Source organism: Lacinutrix sp. C3R15, assembly GCF_018860825.1.
In the GTDB taxonomy this organism is placed as follows: domain Bacteria; phylum Bacteroidota; class Bacteroidia; order Flavobacteriales; family Flavobacteriaceae; genus Oceanihabitans.
Genome location: NZ_JAHKPZ010000030.1, coordinates 517,804 through 541,312, shown reverse-complemented (window position 1 = coordinate 541,312; position 23,509 = coordinate 517,804). Strand labels below are relative to the sequence as shown.

Here is a 23,509-nt window from a genome sequence, read left to right as displayed (position 1 = left end):
CTATGAACGAAAACCTAGATCCAACAGACCAAAATTTTTCTCCTGAAGAATTTGATGTAGAAAAAAAATTAAGACCATTATCCTTCGATGATTTTACTGGTCAAGATCAAGTATTAGAAAATTTACAAATATTTGTTCAAGCAGCAAATGGTAGAGCAGAAGCTTTAGATCACACCCTTTTTCATGGACCTCCTGGTTTAGGTAAAACCACTTTAGCACACATTCTTGCCAATGAGTTAGAAGTGGGTATAAAAGTAACCTCAGGTCCTGTTTTAGATAAACCAGGAGACTTAGCAGGTTTACTCACAAACCTTGAAGAACGTGACGTTTTATTTATAGATGAAATTCATAGACTAAGCCCAATTGTTGAAGAATACCTGTATTCTGCAATGGAAGACTATAAAATAGATATCATGATAGAAACAGGACCTAACGCAAGAACGGTTCAAATCAATCTTAATCCATTTACCCTAATTGGTGCAACCACACGTTCTGGATTATTAACAGCACCAATGCGAGCACGTTTTGGTATACAAAGCAGATTACAATATTACAATACCGAATTATTATCCACCATAGTACAGCGTAGTGCGCAAATATTAAATGTTCCTATTTCTATGGAAGCTGCAGTCGAAATTGCAGGTAGAAGTAGAGGTACACCAAGAATAGCAAATGCTTTATTACGTCGTGTTCGTGATTTTGCACAAATAAAAGGAAATGGTAGTATAGACATTAAAATTGCACGTTATGCCTTAGAAGCACTACATGTAGATGCACATGGATTAGATGAAATGGACAATAAAATACTTACCACTTTAATAGATAAATTTAAAGGCGGACCAGTAGGTATTACCACTTTAGCAACAGCAGTTAGTGAAAACGCCGAAACTATTGAGGAAGTTTATGAACCCTTTCTTATCCAACAAGGATTCATTATGCGAACACCTCGCGGAAGAGAAGTAACAGCACTTGCTTATAAACACCTAGGAAGAGTAAAAGGTCCAACACAAGGCGGTTTGTTTTAGGGCATTCCCAACCTACGCAAAAAAAGCTTCGGTAGGTCACGCTTTCGCAAGTCGCTATCAGAGATGAGCTCCAACAATTGCTCAATCGTTAATGCAACAATGAACACAAAACAAAAATATACCAGCAGTATAAAATCCGAAGCCAAACGCCTCGGTTTTTTGTCTTGTGGCATTAGTAAAGCAGCATTTTTAGAAGAAGAAGCACCTCGATTAGAAAACTGGTTAAACCAAAACATGCATGGTAACATGCAGTATATGGAAAACCATTTTGATAAACGTTTAGATCCTACAAAACTAGTCGAGGACTCCAAATCTGTTATTTCATTATTACTAAATTATTACCCTTCTCAATTACAAAACCAAGACACTTACAAGCTCTCTAAGTACGCGTATGGTACAGACTATCATTTTGTAATTAAAAATAAACTCAAACAACTTTTACAATTCATTCAAGAAGAAATTGGCGAAGTTCATGGACGAGCCTTTGTTGATTCTGCACCAGTTTTAGACAAAGCTTGGGCTGCAAAATCTGGTTTGGGATGGATTGGTAAACACAGCAATCTGCTTACACAACAAACAGGTTCGTTTTACTTTATAGCAGAACTTATTATAGACCTAGATTTAGAATATGACGCTATAACCACAGATCATTGTGGTACATGCACAGCATGTATAGACGCTTGCCCAACACAAGCTATTACAGAACCCTATGTGGTAGATGGCAGTAAATGTATTTCGTATTTTACTATTGAATTAAAAGAGCAATTACCAGTTAGTATGAAAGGTACTTTTGATGATTGGATGTTTGGTTGTGATGTTTGTCAAGATGTTTGCCCATGGAATAGATTCGCAAAACCACATAACGAACCCCTTTTTAATCCACACCCAGAATTGTTAGAAATGACCAAAAAAGATTGGCAAGAAATAACACAAGATACCTTTACTAAAGTATTTAAAAATTCTGCTGTAAAACGCACAAAGTTTTCTGGATTAACACGTAATATTGATTTTTTAAAATAGTTTAATTTATTTTTGAAAGGTCTAAATAGGTATCTCGACCAAATGTAATTAATAAATAAAAAAGAAAATAGATAATGAAAAAACCGTACAGCCTTCTAATTTTATTTTTAGCGCTAAGCCTTGTAGCTTGTAAACAAACTTCAAAAAAAGAAACTACTACAAGCATTGAAGTAGATACACTAGAAACAAAATATAACATACCAGATTCTTGGATACAAGAAAGAGTAGCGGCAGCCAATAAAAGGCTTAATGCATCAGAAGCAGGAAAAGTTTTATGGAGTGCAATGCAAGCACATGGAGGGTTAAAAACATGGTATTCTAATGGGTATTTATCTATGCGTTTTAATTATTTACCAGTAAATGGTAAAGGTATTAGAGACTCTTACCAAACAATTGATACTTGGAGTAATAAAGCAAGACATAACAGTGTTACAGATACAACATCTACTTTTGGTTGGGATGGTAAAGAATCATGGGTAAAAGCTAAAGATAGTACATCCTTTACTTATGATACTAAATTTTGGGCTTTAACTCCATTGTATTTTTCAGGACACCCTTTTGTTCTTGATGGTGCTGGTGTAAGTCTTGAGTTATTACCAGAACAACAATTTCAAGGAGAAACACAAAAGGTAATTAAAGCTACTTATGATGCTGGTGTTGGTTCTGCTCCTGATGATTATTATATTCTTTATGTAAATGCAAAAACAAACTTGGTAAGTGCTATTAAATATATTGTTTCGTACCCTAAATACTTTCCAAATGGAGGGCATGCTCCAGAAAAAACTACAGTACTACAAGAAACAACAACGGTAGACGGCATTGTGTTTGCAACCGGATTTAAAACCTATTGGTCTACTAATGATACAGACGGATTAGGAGAGTATATTACAAAAATAGAAGTAAGTGATCTTAGTTTTTCTCCAACAGTAACTAAAGATTTCTTTTCTAAACCAGAAGGTGCAATAGTGTTAATGGATTAGTTTTACATAACTAGTCTTATTTACAAAGTCTTAAAAATCACCCTTTGATTTTTAAGACTTTTGTTTTTTATGTGTATTTAAATATTGCAGTATTTCGTTAAACACAACGGTAAAAAATAATATACAATACATTATAATAGTGTTTTTATAATAAGCTATTTCTATTTGTTTTTCTATTCTCTTTCCTCATAAAAAGTTACATTTGCAAGTCATAGTTAAATCATTTTTTATGAGCAAACAAAGCAAACGTAGAGAAGCTTTAGTATATCACGCAAAGCCAACTCCTGGAAAGATAGAAGTAGTACCTACAAAAAAATATACAACACAAAGAGACTTATCTTTAGCATATTCTCCAGGTGTAGCAGAACCTTGTTTAGAGATTGAAAAAGACAAAAATAATGCCTATAAATATACTGCAAAAGGAAACTTAGTAGCTGTAATTTCTAACGGAACAGCAGTTCTTGGCTTAGGAAATATTGGCCCTGAAGCATCTAAGCCAGTAATGGAAGGAAAAGGACTGTTATTTAAAATTTTTGCTGGAATTGACGTTTTTGATATTGAAGTAAATACAGAAAACGTAGAAGAATTTATTGCTACAGTTAAAAATATAGCACCAACTTTTGGAGGTATAAATTTAGAAGATATTAAAGCTCCAGAAGCTTTTGAAATAGAAAGACGCTTAAAGGAAGAATTAGATATTCCTGTAATGCATGATGACCAACATGGTACTGCAATTATTTCTGCAGCTGCATTATTAAATGCCTTAGAACTTTCTGAAAAGAAAATAGAAGAAGCTAGAATAGTAGTAAGCGGAGCAGGAGCAGCTGCAATTTCTTGTACGCGTTTATACCAAGCATTTGGCGCAAAACGTGAAAACATTGTCATGTTAGATAGCAAAGGTGTTATTCGTGATGATAGAGATAATTTAACCTCGCAAAAAGCAGAGTTTGCTACACATAGAAAGATAGATACATTACTAGAAGCAATGCAAGATGCAGATGTTTTTATAGGTTTGTCTACTTCAGATATTGTAACGCCAGAAATGTTAAAAGTCATGGCCAAAAACCCAATAGTTTTTGCAATGGCTAATCCAGATCCAGAAATTAAATACCAACTAGCTGTAGATACTAGAGATGATATTATTATGGCAACTGGTAGAAGTGACCATCCTAACCAAGTAAATAATGTATTAGGATTTCCTTTTATTTTTAGAGGCGCTTTAGATGTTCGTGCTACAGGAATTAATGAGGCAATGAAAATGGCAGCGGTTAAAGCGCTTGCAGAATTAGCAAAAGAACCTGTGCCAGAGCAAGTAAATATTGCGTATGGAGAAACCAGATTAACCTTTAGTAAAGAGTATATTATACCCAAGCCATTTGATCCTAGATTAATAGCAACGGTACCTCCTGCTGTAGCTAAAGCTGCTATGGAAAGTGGTATTGCAAAAGAACCTATTGAAGATTGGCAAAAATATGAAGATGAATTATTAGAGCGTTTAGGTAGTGATAATAAAATAGTAAGACTCTTACTTAATAGAGCTAGAACCAATCCAAAACGTGTGGTTTTTGCTGAAGCAGACCAATTAGATGTTTTAAAAGCAGCACAAATTGTTTATGAAGAAGGTATTGCTATACCAATTCTTTTAGGAAGAAAAGACGAAATTGAAAGACTAAAAGAAGAGATTGAGTTTGATGCAGATGTTTCTATTATCGATCCTAAGTCAGATGAAGAATTAGAAAGAAAAAACAGATATGCAGATGCATATTGGCAACAAAGAAAACGTAGAGGTGTAACTCTTTATTCTTCTCAAAAAATAATGCGTGAGCGTAATTATTTTGCAGCAATGATGGTAAATGAAGGAGATGCAGATGCACTTATTTCTGGGTATTCAAGAAGTTATCCTTCAGTTGTAAAACCAATGCTAGAACTTATTGGTATGGCACCAGGAACAACACGTGTTGCTACAACTAATTTAATGATGACTAAAAAAAGAGGTCCTTTGTTTTTAAGTGATACCTCTATTAATATAGATCCTACAGCAAAAGACTTAGCAATAATTGCTAAAATGACTGCTAGAATTGTAAAAATGTTTGGTATGGATCCTGTTATGGCAATGACAAGTTATTCTAACTTTGGTTCTTCAACTAACGATAAAGCTTCAAAAGTAAGAGAGGCTGTTTCTATGCTTCATAAAGCCTATCCAGATATGGTTGTTGATGGTGAATTACAAACAGATTTTGCTTTAGATAGTGAAAAAATAAAACAGATTTTTCCGTTTTCAAAATTAGCAGGAAAAAAAGTAAACACCTTAATTTTTCCTAATCTAGATGCAGCTAATATTACCTACAAACTACTTAAGGTATTAAATAAAGCTGATTCAATTGGGCCAATTATGATGGGAATGCGCAAACCAGTTCATATCCTTCAATTAGGAGCAAGTGTTGATGAAATTGTAAATATGGCTGCAATTGCTGTAATAGATGCACAAGAAAAAGAAAAATGGGAGGCAAAAAAAAATAAAAAAACGAATAATTAATTCGTGTTTTATCGATTAAAATTAACATTTCATTATGATTTAGCATATCGCAATGGAAATGCACAATAATTTTATTACATTTGAGAGTTTAACGCGAAGTTTACATGATTACACACATACAAGGAAAATTAGTAGAAAAAAAACCAACAGATGTAGTTATAGATTGCAATGGTATTGGTTATTTACTTCATATTTCTTTACATACATACGCACAAATTCCTGATCAAGAAAACCTAAAACTGTACACGTATCTTCAAGTAAAAGAAGACTCGCATACACTTTTTGGGTTTTCTTCTTTAGCAGAAAGAGACATGTTTAAGCTTCTTATTTCTGTTAGTGGTATTGGCGCAAATATAGCTAGAACCATGTTGTCTTCATTAACACCAAAACAGGTTAGAGAAGGAATAGCTCTTGGTGATGTTGCTTTAATTCAATCTATTAAAGGAATAGGAGCAAAAACTGCACAACGCGTTATTTTAGATTTAAAAGACAAAGTGTTAAAAATTTATGATATTGACGAAGTTTCAATAGCAAAAAGCAATACAAGTAAAGATGAAGCGTTATCAGCTTTAGAAGTTCTTGGTTTTAATAAAAAGCAGGCAGAACGTGTGATAGATAAAGTAATTGCAACGCAACCAGAAGCAAACGTTGAAGCAATTATAAAGCAGGCTTTAAAAAATTTATAATAAGATTTGAATACAACTAACTATAAATCGGCAAACGCAATTAAAAAGCAATTTTTTACTTTAACTGCAGTTTTGTTATCTTTTGTAGCATGGTCACAAGTGCCAACACCACAAGATTCTACAAGTACTGGTTTTAGCTTAGGTACTATGCAAATGCCTAATCCAACTAGTATTGTTTCGCAGTATACCTATGATCCTATTACAGATAGATATATTTACACAGAGTCTGTTGGGAGTTTCAATATTAATTATCCCGTAATTTTAACACCAAAAGAATATCAAGATTTAGTAGCTAAAGAAAATTTAAGAAACTACTACAAACAAAAAGTAGATGCTTTTGAGGGTAAAAAAGAAGGAAGTGAAGAAGAACAAAAAAATCTACTCCCAGAGTTTTATGTAAATTCCGGACTTTTTGAAACCATTTTTGGAAGTAATACCATAGAAATTGTTCCACAAGGATCGGTAGAAATGGATTTAGGAGTCCTTTTTTCAAAACAAGACAATCCTTCATTTTCACCTAACAACCGAAGTAATTTTACTTTTGATTTTGACCAACGTATAAGTTTAAGCTTATTAGGTAAAGTAGGAACACGTTTGCAAGTAACTGCAAATTATGATACCGAGTCTACTTTTGATTTTCAAAATTTAGTAAAGTTAGAATATACACCTACAGAAGATGATATTATTCAAAAAATAGAGGTAGGTAATGTAAGCATGCCGCTTAACAGTTCTTTAATTACAGGCGCGCAAAGTTTATTTGGTGTAAAAACACAATTACAGTTTGGTAATACTAGTATAACAGCGGTTTTTTCTGAACAAAAATCAGATAGCCAAACCGTAATTGCACAAGGAGGAGGAACCTTAGAAGAATTTGATTTTTACGCTAGAGATTATGATGAAAACAGACACTTCTTTTTAGCACATTATTTTAGAGATAACTATGATAATACTTTAAATAACTATCCATTTATAAACACGCAAGTACAAATCACTAAAATTGAAGTCTGGATTACCAATAGCAGTAGTAGTACAGAAAATGTAAGAAATATTGTTGGTTTACAAGATTTAGGGGAATCTGAACATGTAGGATCTGCTGTTACTGTAACTGCAGGGCCAAATGCGTATCCAGATAATAGTAATAATGCCTTTGACCCAACAAATATTGGTGGTGCAGGATCACAACTTAACGACTTAATTAGAGATATTGCTACTGTACAATCAGGTATAAATGTTGCCGGAGTTACAGAAGGAGCAGATTATGCAAAACTAGAAAATGCTAGAAAACTAACACAAGATCAAGAGTATACATTAAATACACAGTTAGGTTATATTTCTTTAAACCAACGTTTAAATAGTGACGAAGTTTTAGCTGTAGCATTTCAATTTACTGTAGCAGGACAGGTATATCAAGTAGGGGAATTTGCTAATGATGGTGTAGATGCAACAGGAGTTACCACAGACTCTAATGGCGATGTTACCTCAGTTACCAATAACAATTTAGTATTAAAATTATTAAAAAGCCCAATAACTTCTACATCACAACCAATTTGGGATTTAATGATGAAAAATATTTATGATACTGGAGCATACCAATTAAGTCAAGAAGATTTTAAATTAAATATTTTTTATAACGAAGGTTCTGCAGTAAACTTTATTACACCTGTTGCAGGAACAGATTTTCCAACCTTTGATGCAAATACAACAACTACTGCTGATGATTCTGAAATAACAGAAACACCATTAATTCGTTTATTTCATTTAGATAAATTAAACTATAATGGTGACCCTCAGGTAGGAGGAGATGGTTTCTTTGATTATGTTTCTGGTATCACTATTCTTCCAGAAAATGGTAAAATAGTTTTTACCAAAGTAGAGCCTTTTGGAGAATACCTTTTTGATGTTTTAGCTTTAGGAAGTGAAAATTATGAAATAAATACTTCGTATAACGCCAATCAAGCCAAGTATGTGTATGATGTATTATATAAAGAAACTAAAACAGCAGCACTAGAAGAAGTTGAAAAAAATAAATTTCAAATAAAAGGTAGTTATACTTCTTCTGGTAGTGATGGTATTTCTATAGGAGCATTTAACGTGCCTAGAGGTTCTGTGGTTGTTACAGCAGGAGGTCGTGTGTTAGTAGAAGGTATTGATTATACAGTAAACTATCAATTAGGAACTGTGCAAATTTTAGACGAAGCTTTAAAGGCTTCAAACACACCTATTCAAGTAACAACAGAAAATAATTCTATTTTTGGGCAAACATCTAAACGTTTTTTTGGTTTAAATATAGAACATAAGTTTAATGAAAATTTTGTAATTGGTGCTACCTATATTGGTTTAAAAGAAAGACCTGTAACCCAAAAAGCAAATTACAATAGCGAACCTATAAGTAATCAAATTTATGGGTTAAATGTAAACTACTCTACAGAAGTTCCGTTCTTAACAAGATTAGTAAATAAACTACCTAATATAGATACAGATGTACCATCAAATTTTTCGGTTAGAGGTGAGATTGCTGCATTAAAACCAGGATCACCTAGCGGAACAGATTTTGATGGCGAGGTAACTTCTTATATTGATGATTTTGAAGGATCTCAAAGTGCAATAGATTTAAAATCTGCAAGCTCTTGGTATTTATCAAGTAGACCAATTCAAGTAGACGGAACCAGTGTTTATGATGTGCAAAATATAACCAATGGTTATAATAGAGCCATGTTAAACTGGTATCATATAGACCAAACTTTTTATAGTAGCCAACGACCAGACGGAATAAGTGATGATGATATGTCTGGTTTGTATACCTCAAGAGTATTTATAAATGAGCTTTTTCCAGAACAAGATATTGCACAAGGACAAACAACAGTTTTAACTACACTAGATTTAGCATATTACCCAACAGAACGTGGTCCTTATAATTTTCAAACAAATGATATCGATATTACAAATGGCATTTTAACACAACCTCAAGATTCTTGGGCAGGAATTTCACGCCAACTAACCTCTACAGACTTTGAACAAGCAAATGTAGAATATATTGAGTTTTGGTTACAAGATCCTTTTCAAGAAAATACTGCTAATCCAGGAGGTAAATTAGTGTTTAACCTTGGTAACATCTCTGAAGATATTATTAAAGATGGTAGAAAATTATACGAAAACGGCTTACCTGATGATGGTAATGTTAGTGTTTTTACACCAACAGATTGGGGAAGTGTAGTGCCATTAAATCAATCTTTAGTTTATGCATTTGACTCAACAGGAGACGAGCGTACTAACCAAGATGTTGGGTATGATGGCTATGATGATATTGAAGAAAGAAATTTAGATCCAGCATTTGCAAATTTAGAAGATCCATCTAATGATAATTACACCTATTTTTTAAATACAGAAGGAGATATTTTTGAACGATATAAAAAGTATAATAATGTAGAAGGGAATTCACCAGATACTTTTAGTAATACAAATAGAGGTAGCACTACACTACCAGATGTAGAAGATATTAACAGAGATAACACAATGAATACCATTGATAGTTATTATGAGTATGAATTAGATCTTACTCCAGCAGATTTAAATCTTAACAACCCTTACATAGTAGATATCAAAGACGAAGAAACTAGAAGCTTACCTAATGGTCAGACTGTGGTTCCTGTTTGGTATCAATTTAGAGTACCAGTTTCAGACTTCACAAATGCTATTGGTGGTATTGCAGATTTACGTTCTATACGTTTTGCACGTATGTATGTAAAAGAATTTACCCAACCAACTGTATTTAGATTTGGTTCTTTAGATTTAGTACGTAGTGAATGGAGAAGGTACACACAAACTTTAGATGAAGATTTAGGAGATCCAGAATTAGATGTAAATACAGATTTTAGTATTGGTGTAATAAGTACATTAGAAAACGATGGCGATTATGAATCTCCTCCAGGAGTAGAGGCTGAAGAATTATATAATAACAACACCGTTATTACACAAAACGAACAATCTTTAGTCGTTAATGTTTGTAACTTAGAGTCTCATGATGCTAGAGCAGTTTATAAAAATATAAGTGTAGATATGAGGCAGTATAAACATTTAAAAATGTTTATGCATGCAGAAGAAGGAGAGGATAGATCTGATTTAGATGATGGAGATTTAGTAGGTTTTATTAGAATGGGTAATGACCTTTCTCAAAACTATTATCAAATAGAAATACCATTAAGTGTTTCTACAGGAACTACAAGTTCAGAGCTTTGGCCTGAAACAAATGAACTAGATGTAGATTTAGAAGTGATTCAAGAAATTAAAGCAAAAGCAATTGCAGATAATTTTAGTGCTACCGAAGCTACATTTTATGATGTAATAGATGGCGTTTTAAGTGATAACCCTGTTTCAGAATTTTCAGAATATGTTGTTGGGCAACAACGTGTAGCTATATTTGGTAGTCCTAGTTTTGGTGATATAAGAAGCTTAATGGTTGGTGTAAAAAATGTTAGCGATTCAGATAAATGTGGTGAAGTTTGGTTTAACGAGCTTCGTCTTGCAGATATGGATAATGAAGGAGGTTGGGCTACTATTGTAAGTGCAGATGCAAACATTGCAGATTTTGCAAGTGTTAGTGCATCTGGTAGTTATAGCACCTCAGGTTTTGGATCTATTGAACAAGGTCCGCAAGAACGTAGCTTAGAAGACGTACAACAATATGATGTAGTTACTAATGTTAACGTTGGTCAATTATTACCAAAAAAATGGGGAATACAAATACCTTTTAATTATGGACAAGGAGAAGAAAGTATTACACCTAAGTACGACCAGTTATATGAAGATATTGAACTACAGACTAGAATAGATGCAGCAGAAACACAAGAAGAAAAAGACCAAATTTTAGAACAGTCACAAACCTATACCAAAAGAAAAAGTATTAGCTTTATTGGTGTAAGAAAAAATAGAACTACAGATAAAAAACCGCAATTTTATGATGTAGAAAATCTAACTTTTAACTACGCATACAATAAAGAAGAATATCGTGATTTTGAAATAGAAAGATCATTAGATCAACAAGTAAGTACAGGAGCAAACTATGCCTATAATTTTGCGCCAGTTTCTATTGAGCCATTTAAAAAGAACGACTCTTTATTTACAGGTAAATACTGGAAACTATTAAAAGATTTTAACTTTAATCCTTTGCCATCAAGCTTTACAGTTAGCTCTAATTTTAATAGACAGTTTAATAAACAAAAATTTAGAGATGTAGATTTAACAGGAGATAATATTGGTTTAGAAGAATTATTTAGCAGGTACTATACCTATGATTTTCAATATACTTTAAACTACAATTTAACAAAATCATTAAGTTTTAACTATACGGCATCTAGTAATAAAATTGTTAGAAATTATTATATAGATAATGATTTAAACGGAAGTCAAGACCCAGAACTTGATGTTTGGGATAACTTTTTTGATTTTGGAGACCCAAATACACAATACCAAAAACTTGGTGTAAATTACCAAATACCAATAAATAAAATACCAACCTTTAGTTTTATTGATGCTACCTATACTTATAGCGGAGAGTTTCAATGGCAAAAAGGTTCTGATTTATATAGCGATATAGAGCTAGACGGAGTAACGTATGATTTAGGTAACTCTATATCTAATGCAAACCAGCATAATATTAATGCTAGTTTAGATATGAGCAAGTTTTACAAATACATTGGTATAAAACAAACAAGAAGTAGAAATAGCGGTAAAGTAAGTAGAGCAGAAAGAGCAAGAAGAGCAACTCCTCCAGGAGTAGCAGGCCAAGAAAACAAACAAAAAACAACTAAAAAACCAAGTAAACTAGCAAATTTTGGTATTGGTTTACTAACAAGTGTTAAACGTATTCAGTTAAATTATAACGAATCTAATGGTACCTATCTTCCTGGATATTTACAAACACCAGGATTTGCAGGAACTCTAAAACCTACTTTTGGTTACACCTTTGGTAGTCAAAATGATATTAGAGCATTAGCAGCACGTAATGGTTGGTTAACACAATACCCAGAATTTAATGAACAATATACAGAAACACATGCAAAACAATTTGATTACGCTGTTAATGTAGAACCCTTTAATGATCTTAAAATTGATATAGTAGGTAATAGAATTTACTCTGAAAATTTAACCGAAAACTATATCGTAGATAGTGATTTAGAGTACCAATCCTTAACACCAAACACTTACGGAAACCTTACTATTTCTACAGCGTTAATTAAAACAGCATTTAGTAAAAGTGATGAAAATGAATCAAAATCTTTTGAAGATTTTAGATCAAACAGATTAGTAATAGCAAATAGACTAGCTGAAAAATTCTATGGTAATAACACCTTTACTAGAGATGCAGATGGATTTCCAGAAGGATTTAGTAAAACTAGTCAGGCTGTATTATTACCATCCTTTTTAGCAGCATACCAAGGCCAAGATGCAAGTAAAACAAAAACAAGTGCCTTAAGAGATATACCAATTCCAAACTGGGATTTAAAGTATACTGGTTTTATGAAATTGAACTGGTTTAAAAAACGATTTAAGCGTTTCTCTTTATCTCATGGGTATCGATCTGCCTACACCATTAACCAGTTTAGTACAAATTTAGATTATGTAGAACCTGATGCATCAGAAGAGTATATAAACCAACCCGCAGATGCTTTAGACCAAAACGGAGATTTTAAAAATAAAAACTTATACAGTAATATTAACCTAACAGAAATGTTTAGTCCTTTATTTCGTATAGATTTTGAATCTAAAAGTGCTATTAAAGTGCTTTTAGAAATGAAAAAAGACAGAATGCTTTCCTTAAGTTTTGATAATAATTTAGTGACAGAAATTCAAGGTAAAGAATATACAGTAGGTTTAGGATATAGAATTAAAGATGTTAGAATGAAATCTAAACTTGCAGGACCTAATAAAACAATCATTAGTGATATTAACCTTAAAGCAGATGTTTCATTTAGAGATAATAAAACAATTATTAGATATTTAGATTTAGAAAACACTCAAATAACCTCTGGCCAATCGCTATGGAGTGGTAAGTTTACTGCAGATTATTCGTTTAGTAAAAACCTAACAGGTATTTTTTACTTTGATTATACTTTTTCAGAATATGCAATTTCTACTTCCTTTCCGCAAACAACCATTAGATCTGGTTTAACATTAAGATACAATTTTGGTAATTAAAAGTTTAAAATTAAAAGACAATTAAATACATTTGCCAATACTAATAATTAAATAAAATAAAATGAATATTCCATCAGAATTAAAGTATACTAAAGATCACGAATGGGTTAAAATAGAAGGTGATATTGCAACAATAGGTATTACAGATTTTGCACAAAGTGAATTAGGTGATATTGTATATGTTGAAGTTGAAACGGTTGACGAAACATTACAAGCAGAAGAAATATTTGGTACCGTAGAAGCTGTAAAAACGGTTTCCGATTTATTTTTACCACTTTCAGGAGAAATAACAGACTTTAATGAAGCTCTAGAAGACGAGCCAGAAAAAGTAAACACAGACCCTTATGGAGATGGTTGGATGATAAAAATAAAATGCTCAGACCTTGCAGAGGTTGAAAATTTAATGAGTGCAGATGCGTATAAAACACTTATAGGTGCTTAAAAAATATACTTTTGTTATTGCTTTGTTTTACACTTGTATGTTAACAATAGTTAGTTTAATAAGTGTTACAGGGTTACCAGATTTAAATTATTCCAATTCAGATAAGATATTACATTTTATTGCTTACAGTGGTTTAACGTTGTTTTGGTTTCTTACATTTAGCAATAATTTTAAGTGGGCTTTTAATAAGGCATTACTCCTTTCAGCTATCGTTTCTGTTGTCTTTGGTATAATTATTGAGATACTACAAGGTGTATTAACAGAAACAAGAGTAGCAGACAATAATGATATTTTAGCTAACACCTTAGGAGTGAGCTTAACTATAATAATTCTCTTACTGTTTAAGAAAGCACTAGTTAAAAAATAATAAACCCTTGCTTTTTTGCCAAATAATTGGTTATTTTAGCATCAAGTAAAAAATAGAAACATGGAACTTAAGAAAAATCCTAAAGCAAACGTTGGTAGAAACAGTGGTCTCTACTTTTTAGTAGGTTTAGCATTAATGTTATTATTAACAAATTTTGCAATTAATTATAAAACTTATGATAAGACTGTAATTGATATAGGTCAATTAAATCTTGACGAAGAGTTAGATGAAGAAGTACCAATTACAGAACAAATACAAACACCACCACCACCACCACCACCACCAGCAGCACCAGAAGTTATTGAGGTTGTTGAGGATGAAGTAGAAGTGGAAGAAACCGTAATTGAATCTACAGAAACAAGTCAAGAAGAAGAAATTGTTGAGGTTGAAGAAGTTGAAGAAATTGAAGAAGTAGAGGAAGATATTGAGGTGCCATTTGCAGTTATTGAAAATGTTCCTGTTTTTCCTGGTTGTGAAGGAGAACCTAACAACAACGCAAGAAAAAAATGTATGTCTCAAAAAATTAGCAAATTTGTAAACAGAAAGTTTAATACAGACCTAGCCCAAGATTTAGGTTTAAATGCTGGTAAACACAGAATTAGTATTCAGTTTAAAGTTGATAAAAGTGGTAACATTGTAAGTGTACGAGCAAGAGCACCACACCCAAAACTAGAACAAGAAGCTGTAAAAGTAGTAAGTCAATTACCTAAAATGAAACCAGGTATGCAACGTGGTAAACCTGTAACAGTACCTTACGGTTTTCCAATATCATTTCAAGTACAAGACTAAACAATACGTTTTTACTCATAAATTAAAATCCCGTTACATTATTTGTAACGGGATTTCTTTTTTGGTATGCTTATTGTGAATTTAGCATAATATTAACATATAAACTTTTAATATTATGAGAAATCAAATGAAATCTCACGACCTCAATGGCCAAAAAGAGGAAAACGTGAAAAATTCACAAAAGCATGATGCAAATTTACAAAAAAACACAACCATTTATTTTCAGGTTGGTTTAATTGTATGCTTACTGTTTAGTTATGTACTGCTGGAAATGGAATTTGCTAGTAAAAACTATGTTATAGAATTTACAGAAACTATAGAGGAACCTATAGATTATGTACCCGAAAAATTTAAGGTTTATGAAGAGCAAAAAGTAGCGGTTGTAAAGAAAAAGAAACCTATTGTTTTTACTAACCCTGTAATTAGTGAAGATGATAATGCTGTTGCAGATACTCCAGAAATTATTACAGAACCAGTAACGACAACGCTATTACCAAATGAACCTGATTTTAGAGATTTAGTAGAAGAGCCAGAAGAACCTGTAATAATCTCTGTAGATTTTGTAGAAGTGGTTCCTGTTTTTCCAGGATGTGAAAACGCTACAACTAATGCCCAAAGAAAAGCATGTATGTCTAAACATATAGCAAAACATATTCAAAAATATTTTGATACAGATATTGCTGGTGATTTAGGTTTGTCTGGTAGACAAAGAATAAACGTTGGTTTTAAAATTAATCAGTATGGTGAAATAACAGAAGTTACTGCCATATCTAAGCATAAAGCCTTAAAGTTAGAAGCAGAATCGGTAATTGGTAAATTGCCTAAAATGAAACCAGGGAAACAACATAATAAAAATGTATCTGTGGTATATTCGCAACCCATAATTTTTAACGCACAAAATTAAAGAAGTAACAATACCCTTATTATAATATAAAAGTCGTTAATAAGTTATTGTTAACGACTTTTTTTTAATCTTTACAATTATAAAAAAATAGTATCTTTCCACTTTATATAAAATAGCAAACTTACTATGAAGAGATTCATTCTTTTACTTCTTCTGCTTCCAATATTTTCCTTTTCGCAAGAAGAAACATTTATAGAAAAGCCACCAGTTTTCCCTAATTGCGAATCTGTAGAAATTAATAACCTTCAAAATTGTTTTGATACTAATGTGTTAAATCACATTTATAACACCTTCAAAACACCAGAAATAGTAACTGAAGATAATTATATAGGTCAAGTCGTTGTTCTTTTTGAAGTAGATAAAGAAGGAGCCTTCCGTGTTATTTATGTAGATGCTATGTATCAAGAGCTAAAAGAAGAAGCAACTCGTGTTTTTAATGCAATACCAAAAGTTAAACCAGGTACTTATAATGGTAAAGCTACTTTTAAACAATATTCTATTCCTATTCAAATTCCTATTATAAATCAAGCAACTAAAATTGCAAATGCAAATGTACAAACCACAAGTGTGCATAGTTTAGAGGAAAAAGAAGAAAATACAAAACAATCTATTGAAGAGGTTGTTAAAACAGAGTATGATAGTGTAAATAAAAAACTGGTTCCATATACTAATAAAGAGTTCACTAGCCAATTAAACATACCTTTTACGCATAGTGCTTATGCTAAATTTGATAGAAATATAAATTTAGTTGGTACCAATAGCCATACTGCGTCTAAGCCATTTGTATATGAAGACGTTTCAAATTATTACAATTTTGAAGCAGAAAATGAAAAATTACAAAAAGGAAATGAAACCTTGCTTTCTAGAAAATTATGGAATGAACATTTAGTACGTTATCAAGCAGAAGATTATTGGTTTACTATAGACCCTATTTTTGATTTAGAAGTAGGTAAAGATACAGATGCAGATTTTAGTTCAACCTACAATAATACTAGAGGACTGTATATTCAAGGAGGATTGGGAAAAAAGTTTAGTTTCTATGCTTCGGTGTATGAAAGTCAAGGTCGCTTTGCACAATATTATAACCAATATGCAGAATCTATAAAAGCTTCAGATGAAGTTGCAATTATTCCTGGTCGTGGTATTGCAAAAAGATTTAAAGACGATGGTTATGATTATCCGGTTGCAGAAGCATATTTATCCTATTCACCAACCAATTTTTTAAACGTGCAGTTTGGTCATGGTAAAAACTTTATTGGTGATGGGTATCGTTCTTTATTTGTAAGTGATGTGGCTAGTCCTTCACCATTTTTAAAGATCAATACCAAATTCTGGAAAATTAAATATACCAATACCTGGATGTGGTTAAAAGATGTTACACCAGCAGGAACAGATGAAGAAGGTGCGTATTTAAGTAAATACATGGCAACCCATTTTTTAAGTTGGAATGCTACAAAACGTTTAAATATTGGTTTTTTTGAATCTATTGTTTGGGCAAAATCACAAAACAGAGGTTTTGATATTAATTACCTAAACCCAATTATTTTTTATCGTGCTATAGAGTTTGAAACTGGGCAAGATGCAGGAAATGCAATCATGGGGTTATCGGCAAAATATAAAATTAACGATAACATCAATGCATACAGCCAGTTTGTGTTAGATGAGTTTTCTTTAAGTGATATTACTGGTGGCGAAAAAAGCTGGAAAAATAAGTTTGGTTACCAATTAGGGCTAAAATATTACAACGCTTTTAAAGTAAATAACCTAATGTTGCAAGCAGAATATAACAGAGTAAGGCCTTATACTTATTCGCATAACAGTACTTTTTTAAATTATGGGCATAACAACCAATCTATGGCGCATCTTTGGGGAGCAAACTTTAGCGAGTTGGTGCTAATTGGTCGTTACCACTATAAACGCTGGTTTGCAAATGCAAAAATAAATATAGGAAGTAGAGGTTTAGATTTTGATGATACCATTAGTTATGGTAATAATATTTACCTAAGCTATAACAATAGACCAAGTGATACAGGTGTAACAGTTGGTCAAGGTAACAAAACCAAAACCTTTTATACAAACCTACAAGCAGGCTACTTAATTAATCCTGCAACCAATTTAAAGATATTTGCAGATATCACCTTTAGAGATTTTAATCCAGAAGCACAAACGGCAACTACTTTTAGTAATAATACCGTTTGGTTTAATTTTGGTATTAGAACCGATTTATTTAATTGGTATTTTGATTTGTAAAACAAACTTTTCAAAGTATCTTTGCACTCGCAAAACAAAGCGTTTTATTTGAGTACAACAGCCACATCTACAGTACAACATAGCATAATTTCAGATTTTAAAGAAATTACCAAAATGCGCTTGGCATTAAGTGTAGTGTTTTCTTCGCTTGCTGGTTATTTATTAGGTGTAGATACTGTTGACTATAAAACCCTTATTTTATTAGCCTTTGGAGGTTATTTTATGGTTGGAGCATCTAATGCGTTCAACCAAATTATAGAAAAAGATCTAGATGCTTTAATGGATAGAACTAAAAATAGACCTGTTGCTGCAGGACGCATGTCTGTAAACACAGCCTTTGCCATTGCTTCTGTTTTTACTGTTTTAGGTATTGTTATTTTATATATCATAAATCCGCAAACAGCCATGTTTGGAGCGATTTCTATTTTTTTATATGCTTGTGTGTATACACCATTAAAAACAAAAACACCATTATCGGTTTTTGTAGGTGCTATTCCAGGAGCAATACCTTTTATGTTAGGTTGGGTTGCAGCTACCAATGATTTTGGTATAGAACCAGGAACCTTATTTGCCATACAGTTTTTTTGGCAGTTTCCACACTTTTGGGCAATTGGCTGGTTTTTGTTTGACGATTATAAAAAAGGAGGTTTCTTTATGTTACCTACCAGAAAAAAAGATAAAGGAACAGCAACACAAACCATTATATATACCGTTTGGACGGTTTTAGCTTCGCTAATTCCTGCCTTTGGTTTTACAGGAAAACTATATATAACACCTGTTTCGGCAGTTATTGTAGGGCTTCTAGGTTTAGGACTATTATATTATGCTTTTCAATTATATAAAAAATTAACAACACAGGCAGCAAAAACATTAATGCTTGCTAGTGTTTCTTACATTACACTACTACAAATAGTGTATGTATTAGATAAATTTTTACGTTAATTATGGATTTAACTCAAGGTACTTTAAAAGAAAAACACGGCAGAGCAAAAAAGATGATGCTTTGGTTTGGTATAATTTCACTAGTAATGTCTTTTGCAGGATGGACAAGTGCTTTTGTAGTAAGTAGTGCTAGGCCAGATTGGTTAAAAGAATTTGTACTGCCTAATGCTTTTATTATGAGTACTGTTGTAATTGTAATAAGTAGTATTACTTTTATTTTAGCAAAACGTGCTCTAAAAAATAATAACAGACAACAAACAACTATTTGGTTATTAGCCACTTTAGCGTTAGGTGTTGTTTTTATTGTTAACCAATTTCAAGGCTTTCAGCAAATCATAGATTTAGGTTATTATTTTACTGGTGCAGCCAGTAATATTACTATGTCTTATATTTATTTAATAGCAATGGTGCATATTATACATGTTATTGTAGGTCTTATTTGCTTGTTAGTAGTAATTTATAATCATTTTAAACAAAAGTATAATGCAACAAATATGCTAGGCTTTGAGCTAGCAGCAACTTTTTGGCATTTTATTGATATTCTATGGGTATATCTCTTTTTGTTTTTATATTTTGTTAGATAATTTTTAACCCATTTTTAAAGATCATTTATTTAATATACATTAAAGCTTGTTTATAGTCTTTAAAATTTACTGTTGTATATTTCGTTAGATAAATAAAATGATTATTTTTGTGCAACTTTAATAACTAAACCAATTATATGAATACTACAGTAGCTACTGGAACAGAAGGTAAAACTTGGGGAGGAGGAAATAAACCTCTTAAGGCAAGTTATGGAAAAATGATGATGTGGTTTTTCATCCTTTCCGATGCATTAACCTTTTCCGCTTTTTTAGCAGCCTATGGCTTTTCAAGATTTAAGTTTATTGACTCTTGGCCAATTGCAGATGAAGTGTTTACTCACTTTCCTTTTTTACATGGTGTAGAAGCACCAATGTATTATGTTGCTTTCATGACATTTGTACTTATTATGTCTTCAGTAACCATGGTACTTGCTGTAGATGCAGGTCACCATTTAAATAAAGCCAAAGTAACCATTTATATGTTTTTAACAGTAATTGGTGGTTTAATATTTGTTGGTTCTCAAGCTTGGGAATGGAATACTTTTATTAAAGGTGAATTTGGTGCTGTACAAACTAAAGGTGGTAATATTTTACAGTTTGTTGATACTGATGGACACAGAGTAGCTGTAGCAGATTTTGCTAAAGTAGAAGCTGGACAAAGAACACAACACCAAAGTAAAAATGGTCTGTGGTTTGAAAGCGAAAGCGAGTTGCCAGCATTTACAATGTCTGAAATAACGAAAGGTTTAGAAGCGCATCCAGAGGTTTTAGTAAGAACACAAATTTTAAATGCAGAAGGCAAGAAAACAGTATTGTCTAGAGAAGAGTCTATAAAACAATTAAATGAAAACGGAAAACTATTTGTACAAGGTGCAAACCTTCATGTAAATGAATACGGTTCTCCTTTATTTGCAGACTTCTTTTTCTTTATAACAGGTTTTCACGGTTTTCACGTATTTTCAGGAGTTGTACTAAATATTATCATATTTTTTAATGTTATTTTAGGAACTTATGAAAGACGTAAAAGCTACGAAATGGTTGAAAAAGTTGGACTTTACTGGCACTTTGTAGATTTAGTTTGGGTATTTGTATTTACTTTCTTCTACCTAGTTTAATTAATTAAAGATTTATTTAAAAAAAATGGCACACGAACATAAATTAGAGATATTTAGAGGGTTATGGAAATTTAAATCCAATACAGCTAAAATTTGGGGTGTATTAGCATTCTTAACTTTTGTAACTGTTATAGAAGTTGTATTAGGTATTTTAAAACCAGAAGCTTTAATGGGGCACGTTTTAGGTATGAAAGCCTTAAACTGGATATTTATTATTTTAACCATAGTTAAAGCATATTACATTACTTGGGATTTTATGCACATGCGTGATGAAGTAAAACCTTTAAGACGAATGGTAGTATGGACTGCAGTATTCTTAATATTTTACCTTGTATTTATTCTTTTACAAGAAGGTGGTTATATTGAGTCTGTATACAGAACAGGTTTCATTAAAACCGATTTTTAGTACAAGAATTTTCAGTTAAATTATATATAAAAGGTGGTTATTAAACCACCTTTTTTTATTTTTGTACTATGAACAAAAAGCTGATTAAAAGAAATGTAATACTTGGAATTTTATTTTTCCTTCCAGTGTTATTTTTACTGTTTTTATATCCTGCAAAACACAATTACATTGCTTTAGATATATTAGAAGATAATGTTTTAGACATTACTTCGTTTTCTTCCTTAGAAAAAGATACTATTCAACTTAAAGATCATATTACTATTCTTGGATTTTTAGGTAACAAACCCATAGATAAACTTATTGCTATGTCTAACTTAAAAGAGTTGATGTATGATAAGTTTAAAGGTTTTAAAAAATTTCAAATAGTTATGGTTGTTCCACAAAGTGCTACATCTCAAGTGGAGCAACTTAAAAAGGAACTTAGTAAATACGAATACTTAGAGTATTGGAAATACGTTTTTGCTTCCGAACAAGAAATTAAAAAAGTGTATAATAGCCTACACCTAATTAAAGATTTAGACGCAAACCTTGCTACTAATGATGTGGTTATTATTGATAAAGAATTACATTTAAGAGGACGAATAGATGATAGAACAGATAATGAGAAAGCAAAAAACAAGCCTGCATACCAATTAAAATCTTACAATTGTATTGAAGTAGCAGAGCTTAAAAATAAAATGAGTGAAGATGTAAGAATTCTTTTTACAGAATACAGACAAAAACGTAAAGGGAATTTCAATTCGGAAACCAGAAGAGCAAACGATTTAAAAAACCTAACCGAATAATACACTTAAAATAAAGAGAATGTTACCTAAAATACCATTAAGTGGTCTTTTAATTTAAGGTTTTCCTATTTTTAAATTATACATAATAGCAACATGAGCAAAAAATCAAATTATTCATATATTGGTATAGCGCTAACCATATTAGTATTTGGTATTATTTTTATACCTAAAATAGTAGATAGAGTTACTAATAAAGATATTACTAGAGAAGAGAGTAGAAGCGTAAGTGTTTCTAATGAAGATAGAACCATAAGAACTTCAGATTTAGCATTTCTAGAAATTAATGGACAACCTAAAAAAGTACCAGACTTTAGTTTTAAAAATCAAGATGGTAAAACCATTTCCAACAAAGATTACCTTGGTAAAGTGTATGTTATTGAATTTTTCTTTACAACCTGCCCTACCATTTGCCCAAGAATGAGTAGAAACTTAGTAGATATTCAAAATACATTTCCAGATAATAAAAACTTTGGTGTTGCTTCTTTTACTATAAATCCAGCACATGACACCTCAGAAGTATTAAAGGATTATGCTAAAAAATATGGAATAACTAATCCTAACTGGCATTTAATGACAGGAGATCAAGAGGTAATCTATGACTTAGCTAATAAAGGTTTTAATTTATACACAGCAGAAGAAGCAGAAGTAGAAGGTGGTTTTGAGCACTCTGGAAACTTTGCTTTAGTAGATAAAAACGGTTTTATTCGTTCTAGACTAGTAAATGGTAATCCTATTATTTATTATAACGGAATGATATCTGAAGAAGAACAAGTAGATGATGAAGGTCAGGAACAGCAAATTACCATGCTTAAAGAAGATATTAACAAACTACTAAACGAATAATAGTATACTATACCTTATTCAATTTAAGTAAAGAACTAGTATTTCTTTTTTAAAACTAAAATAGAAAAGTAACAATTATGAGTCAAGATCAAAACATACAAGACGAGCAAAAATATAATAAATGGATAGTTACTTTATCTATTGTTGTACCAATTGTTGTCGCCATTTTATTTGGAGTTAGAATACCAAATGTAGAGCCTCTAACTTTTTTACCACCACTTTATGCTACAATAAACGGTTTTACTGCAATTATTTTAGTAATCGCTTTTTTTGCTATACGTAAAAAAAATGTTATTCTTCATGAAAACTTAATGACCACAGCTGTAATGTGTTCCGCCTTGTTTTTAGTGCTTTATGTAGCTTATCACATGACAAGTGATTCTACTAAATTTGGAGGAGAAGGAGTTGTTAAATATGTTTATTACTTTATACTTATTACACATATTTTATTGTCTATTGTAATCATACCTTTTGTGCTAATTACTTATGTAAGAGCAATCACCAAAAATTTTGAAAGACATAAAAAAATAGCACGTATAACCTTTCCGTTATGGTTATATGTTGCTGTTACAGGTGTTATTGTTTATCTTATGATATCACCTTATTATATCAATTAAATGTTATACTAAGCGTCGTGTAAT

At 31.7% G+C, this 23,509-nt stretch carries 18 protein-coding genes; all 18 read left to right on the top strand.

Annotation, left to right across the window (positions count from 1 at the left end; all coding sequences use genetic code 11):
- Positions 1-2 precede the first annotated feature (2 nt).
- Entirely contained in the window at positions 3-1,025 is a 1,023-nt protein-coding gene (gene ruvB / locus KO494_RS11050) for a Holliday junction branch migration DNA helicase RuvB (protein ID WP_215967658.1), read from the top strand.
- Positions 1,026-1,124: 99 nt separating this feature from the next.
- Positions 1,125-2,045: a tRNA epoxyqueuosine(34) reductase QueG gene (gene queG, locus KO494_RS11045; protein ID WP_215967657.1), complete on the top strand. Its 921-nt coding sequence runs from the start codon at positions 1,125-1,127 to the stop codon at positions 2,043-2,045.
- Between the two features lie 74 nt (positions 2,046-2,119).
- A complete protein-coding gene (locus tag KO494_RS11040) occupies positions 2,120-3,025 on the top strand; it encodes a hypothetical protein (RefSeq protein WP_215967656.1) in 906 nt (301 codons plus the stop codon).
- A 229-nt stretch (positions 3,026-3,254) separates the two neighbouring features.
- A complete protein-coding gene (locus KO494_RS11035; RefSeq protein ID WP_215967655.1) occupies positions 3,255-5,561 on the top strand; it encodes an NADP-dependent malic enzyme in 2,307 nt (768 codons plus the stop codon).
- A 104-nt stretch (positions 5,562-5,665) separates the two neighbouring features.
- Complete coding sequence (gene ruvA / locus KO494_RS11030) at positions 5,666-6,247, top strand: Holliday junction branch migration protein RuvA (RefSeq protein WP_215967654.1); 582 nt, start codon at positions 5,666-5,668, stop codon at positions 6,245-6,247.
- 6 nt (positions 6,248-6,253) lie between these two features.
- Positions 6,254-13,441: a cell surface protein SprA gene (gene sprA, locus KO494_RS11025; protein ID WP_252730369.1), complete on the top strand. Its 7,188-nt coding sequence runs from the start codon at positions 6,254-6,256 to the stop codon at positions 13,439-13,441.
- Positions 13,442-13,502: 61 nt separating this feature from the next.
- Complete coding sequence (gcvH, locus tag KO494_RS11020; protein ID WP_215967653.1) at positions 13,503-13,883, top strand: glycine cleavage system protein GcvH; 381 nt, start codon at positions 13,503-13,505, stop codon at positions 13,881-13,883.
- A gap of 37 nt (positions 13,884-13,920) precedes the next feature.
- A complete protein-coding gene (locus KO494_RS11015; protein ID WP_215967652.1) occupies positions 13,921-14,250 on the top strand; it encodes a VanZ family protein in 330 nt (109 codons plus the stop codon).
- A gap of 60 nt (positions 14,251-14,310) precedes the next feature.
- On the top strand, positions 14,311-15,039 hold the full coding sequence (locus KO494_RS11010) for an energy transducer TonB (RefSeq protein WP_215967651.1): 729 nt from the start codon (positions 14,311-14,313) through the stop codon (positions 15,037-15,039).
- A gap of 115 nt (positions 15,040-15,154) precedes the next feature.
- Positions 15,155-15,943: an energy transducer TonB gene (locus KO494_RS11005; RefSeq protein ID WP_215967650.1), complete on the top strand. Its 789-nt coding sequence runs from the start codon at positions 15,155-15,157 to the stop codon at positions 15,941-15,943.
- A gap of 126 nt (positions 15,944-16,069) precedes the next feature.
- Positions 16,070-18,193, top strand: coding sequence for a gliding motility protein RemB (locus KO494_RS11000; protein ID WP_215967649.1), 2,124 nt, complete (start codon positions 16,070-16,072; stop codon positions 18,191-18,193).
- Between the two features lie 48 nt (positions 18,194-18,241).
- Positions 18,242-19,135 (top strand): heme o synthase, encoded by an 894-nt coding sequence (gene cyoE / locus KO494_RS10995; protein ID WP_215967648.1) that lies wholly within the window; start codon positions 18,242-18,244, stop codon positions 19,133-19,135.
- Between the two features lie 2 nt (positions 19,136-19,137).
- Entirely contained in the window at positions 19,138-19,719 is a 582-nt protein-coding gene (locus tag KO494_RS10990) for a cytochrome c oxidase subunit 3 (protein ID WP_215967647.1), read from the top strand.
- 137 nt (positions 19,720-19,856) lie between these two features.
- Positions 19,857-20,834 (top strand): cytochrome c oxidase subunit 3, encoded by a 978-nt coding sequence (locus tag KO494_RS10985; protein ID WP_215967646.1) that lies wholly within the window; start codon positions 19,857-19,859, stop codon positions 20,832-20,834.
- Positions 20,835-20,859: 25 nt separating this feature from the next.
- A complete protein-coding gene (locus KO494_RS10980; protein WP_215967645.1) occupies positions 20,860-21,240 on the top strand; it encodes a cytochrome C oxidase subunit IV family protein in 381 nt (126 codons plus the stop codon).
- A 68-nt stretch (positions 21,241-21,308) separates the two neighbouring features.
- Positions 21,309-22,025, top strand: coding sequence for a hypothetical protein (locus KO494_RS10975; protein WP_215967644.1), 717 nt, complete (start codon positions 21,309-21,311; stop codon positions 22,023-22,025).
- 93 nt (positions 22,026-22,118) lie between these two features.
- Positions 22,119-22,868 carry an SCO family protein gene (locus KO494_RS10970; RefSeq protein ID WP_215967643.1) on the top strand — a complete coding sequence of 250 codons (750 nt, stop codon included), beginning with the start codon at positions 22,119-22,121 and terminating at the stop codon, positions 22,866-22,868.
- Positions 22,869-22,945: 77 nt separating this feature from the next.
- Positions 22,946-23,485 carry a DUF420 domain-containing protein gene (locus KO494_RS10965; protein ID WP_215967642.1) on the top strand — a complete coding sequence of 180 codons (540 nt, stop codon included), beginning with the start codon at positions 22,946-22,948 and terminating at the stop codon, positions 23,483-23,485.
- The last annotated feature ends 24 nt before the right edge of the window (positions 23,486-23,509 follow it).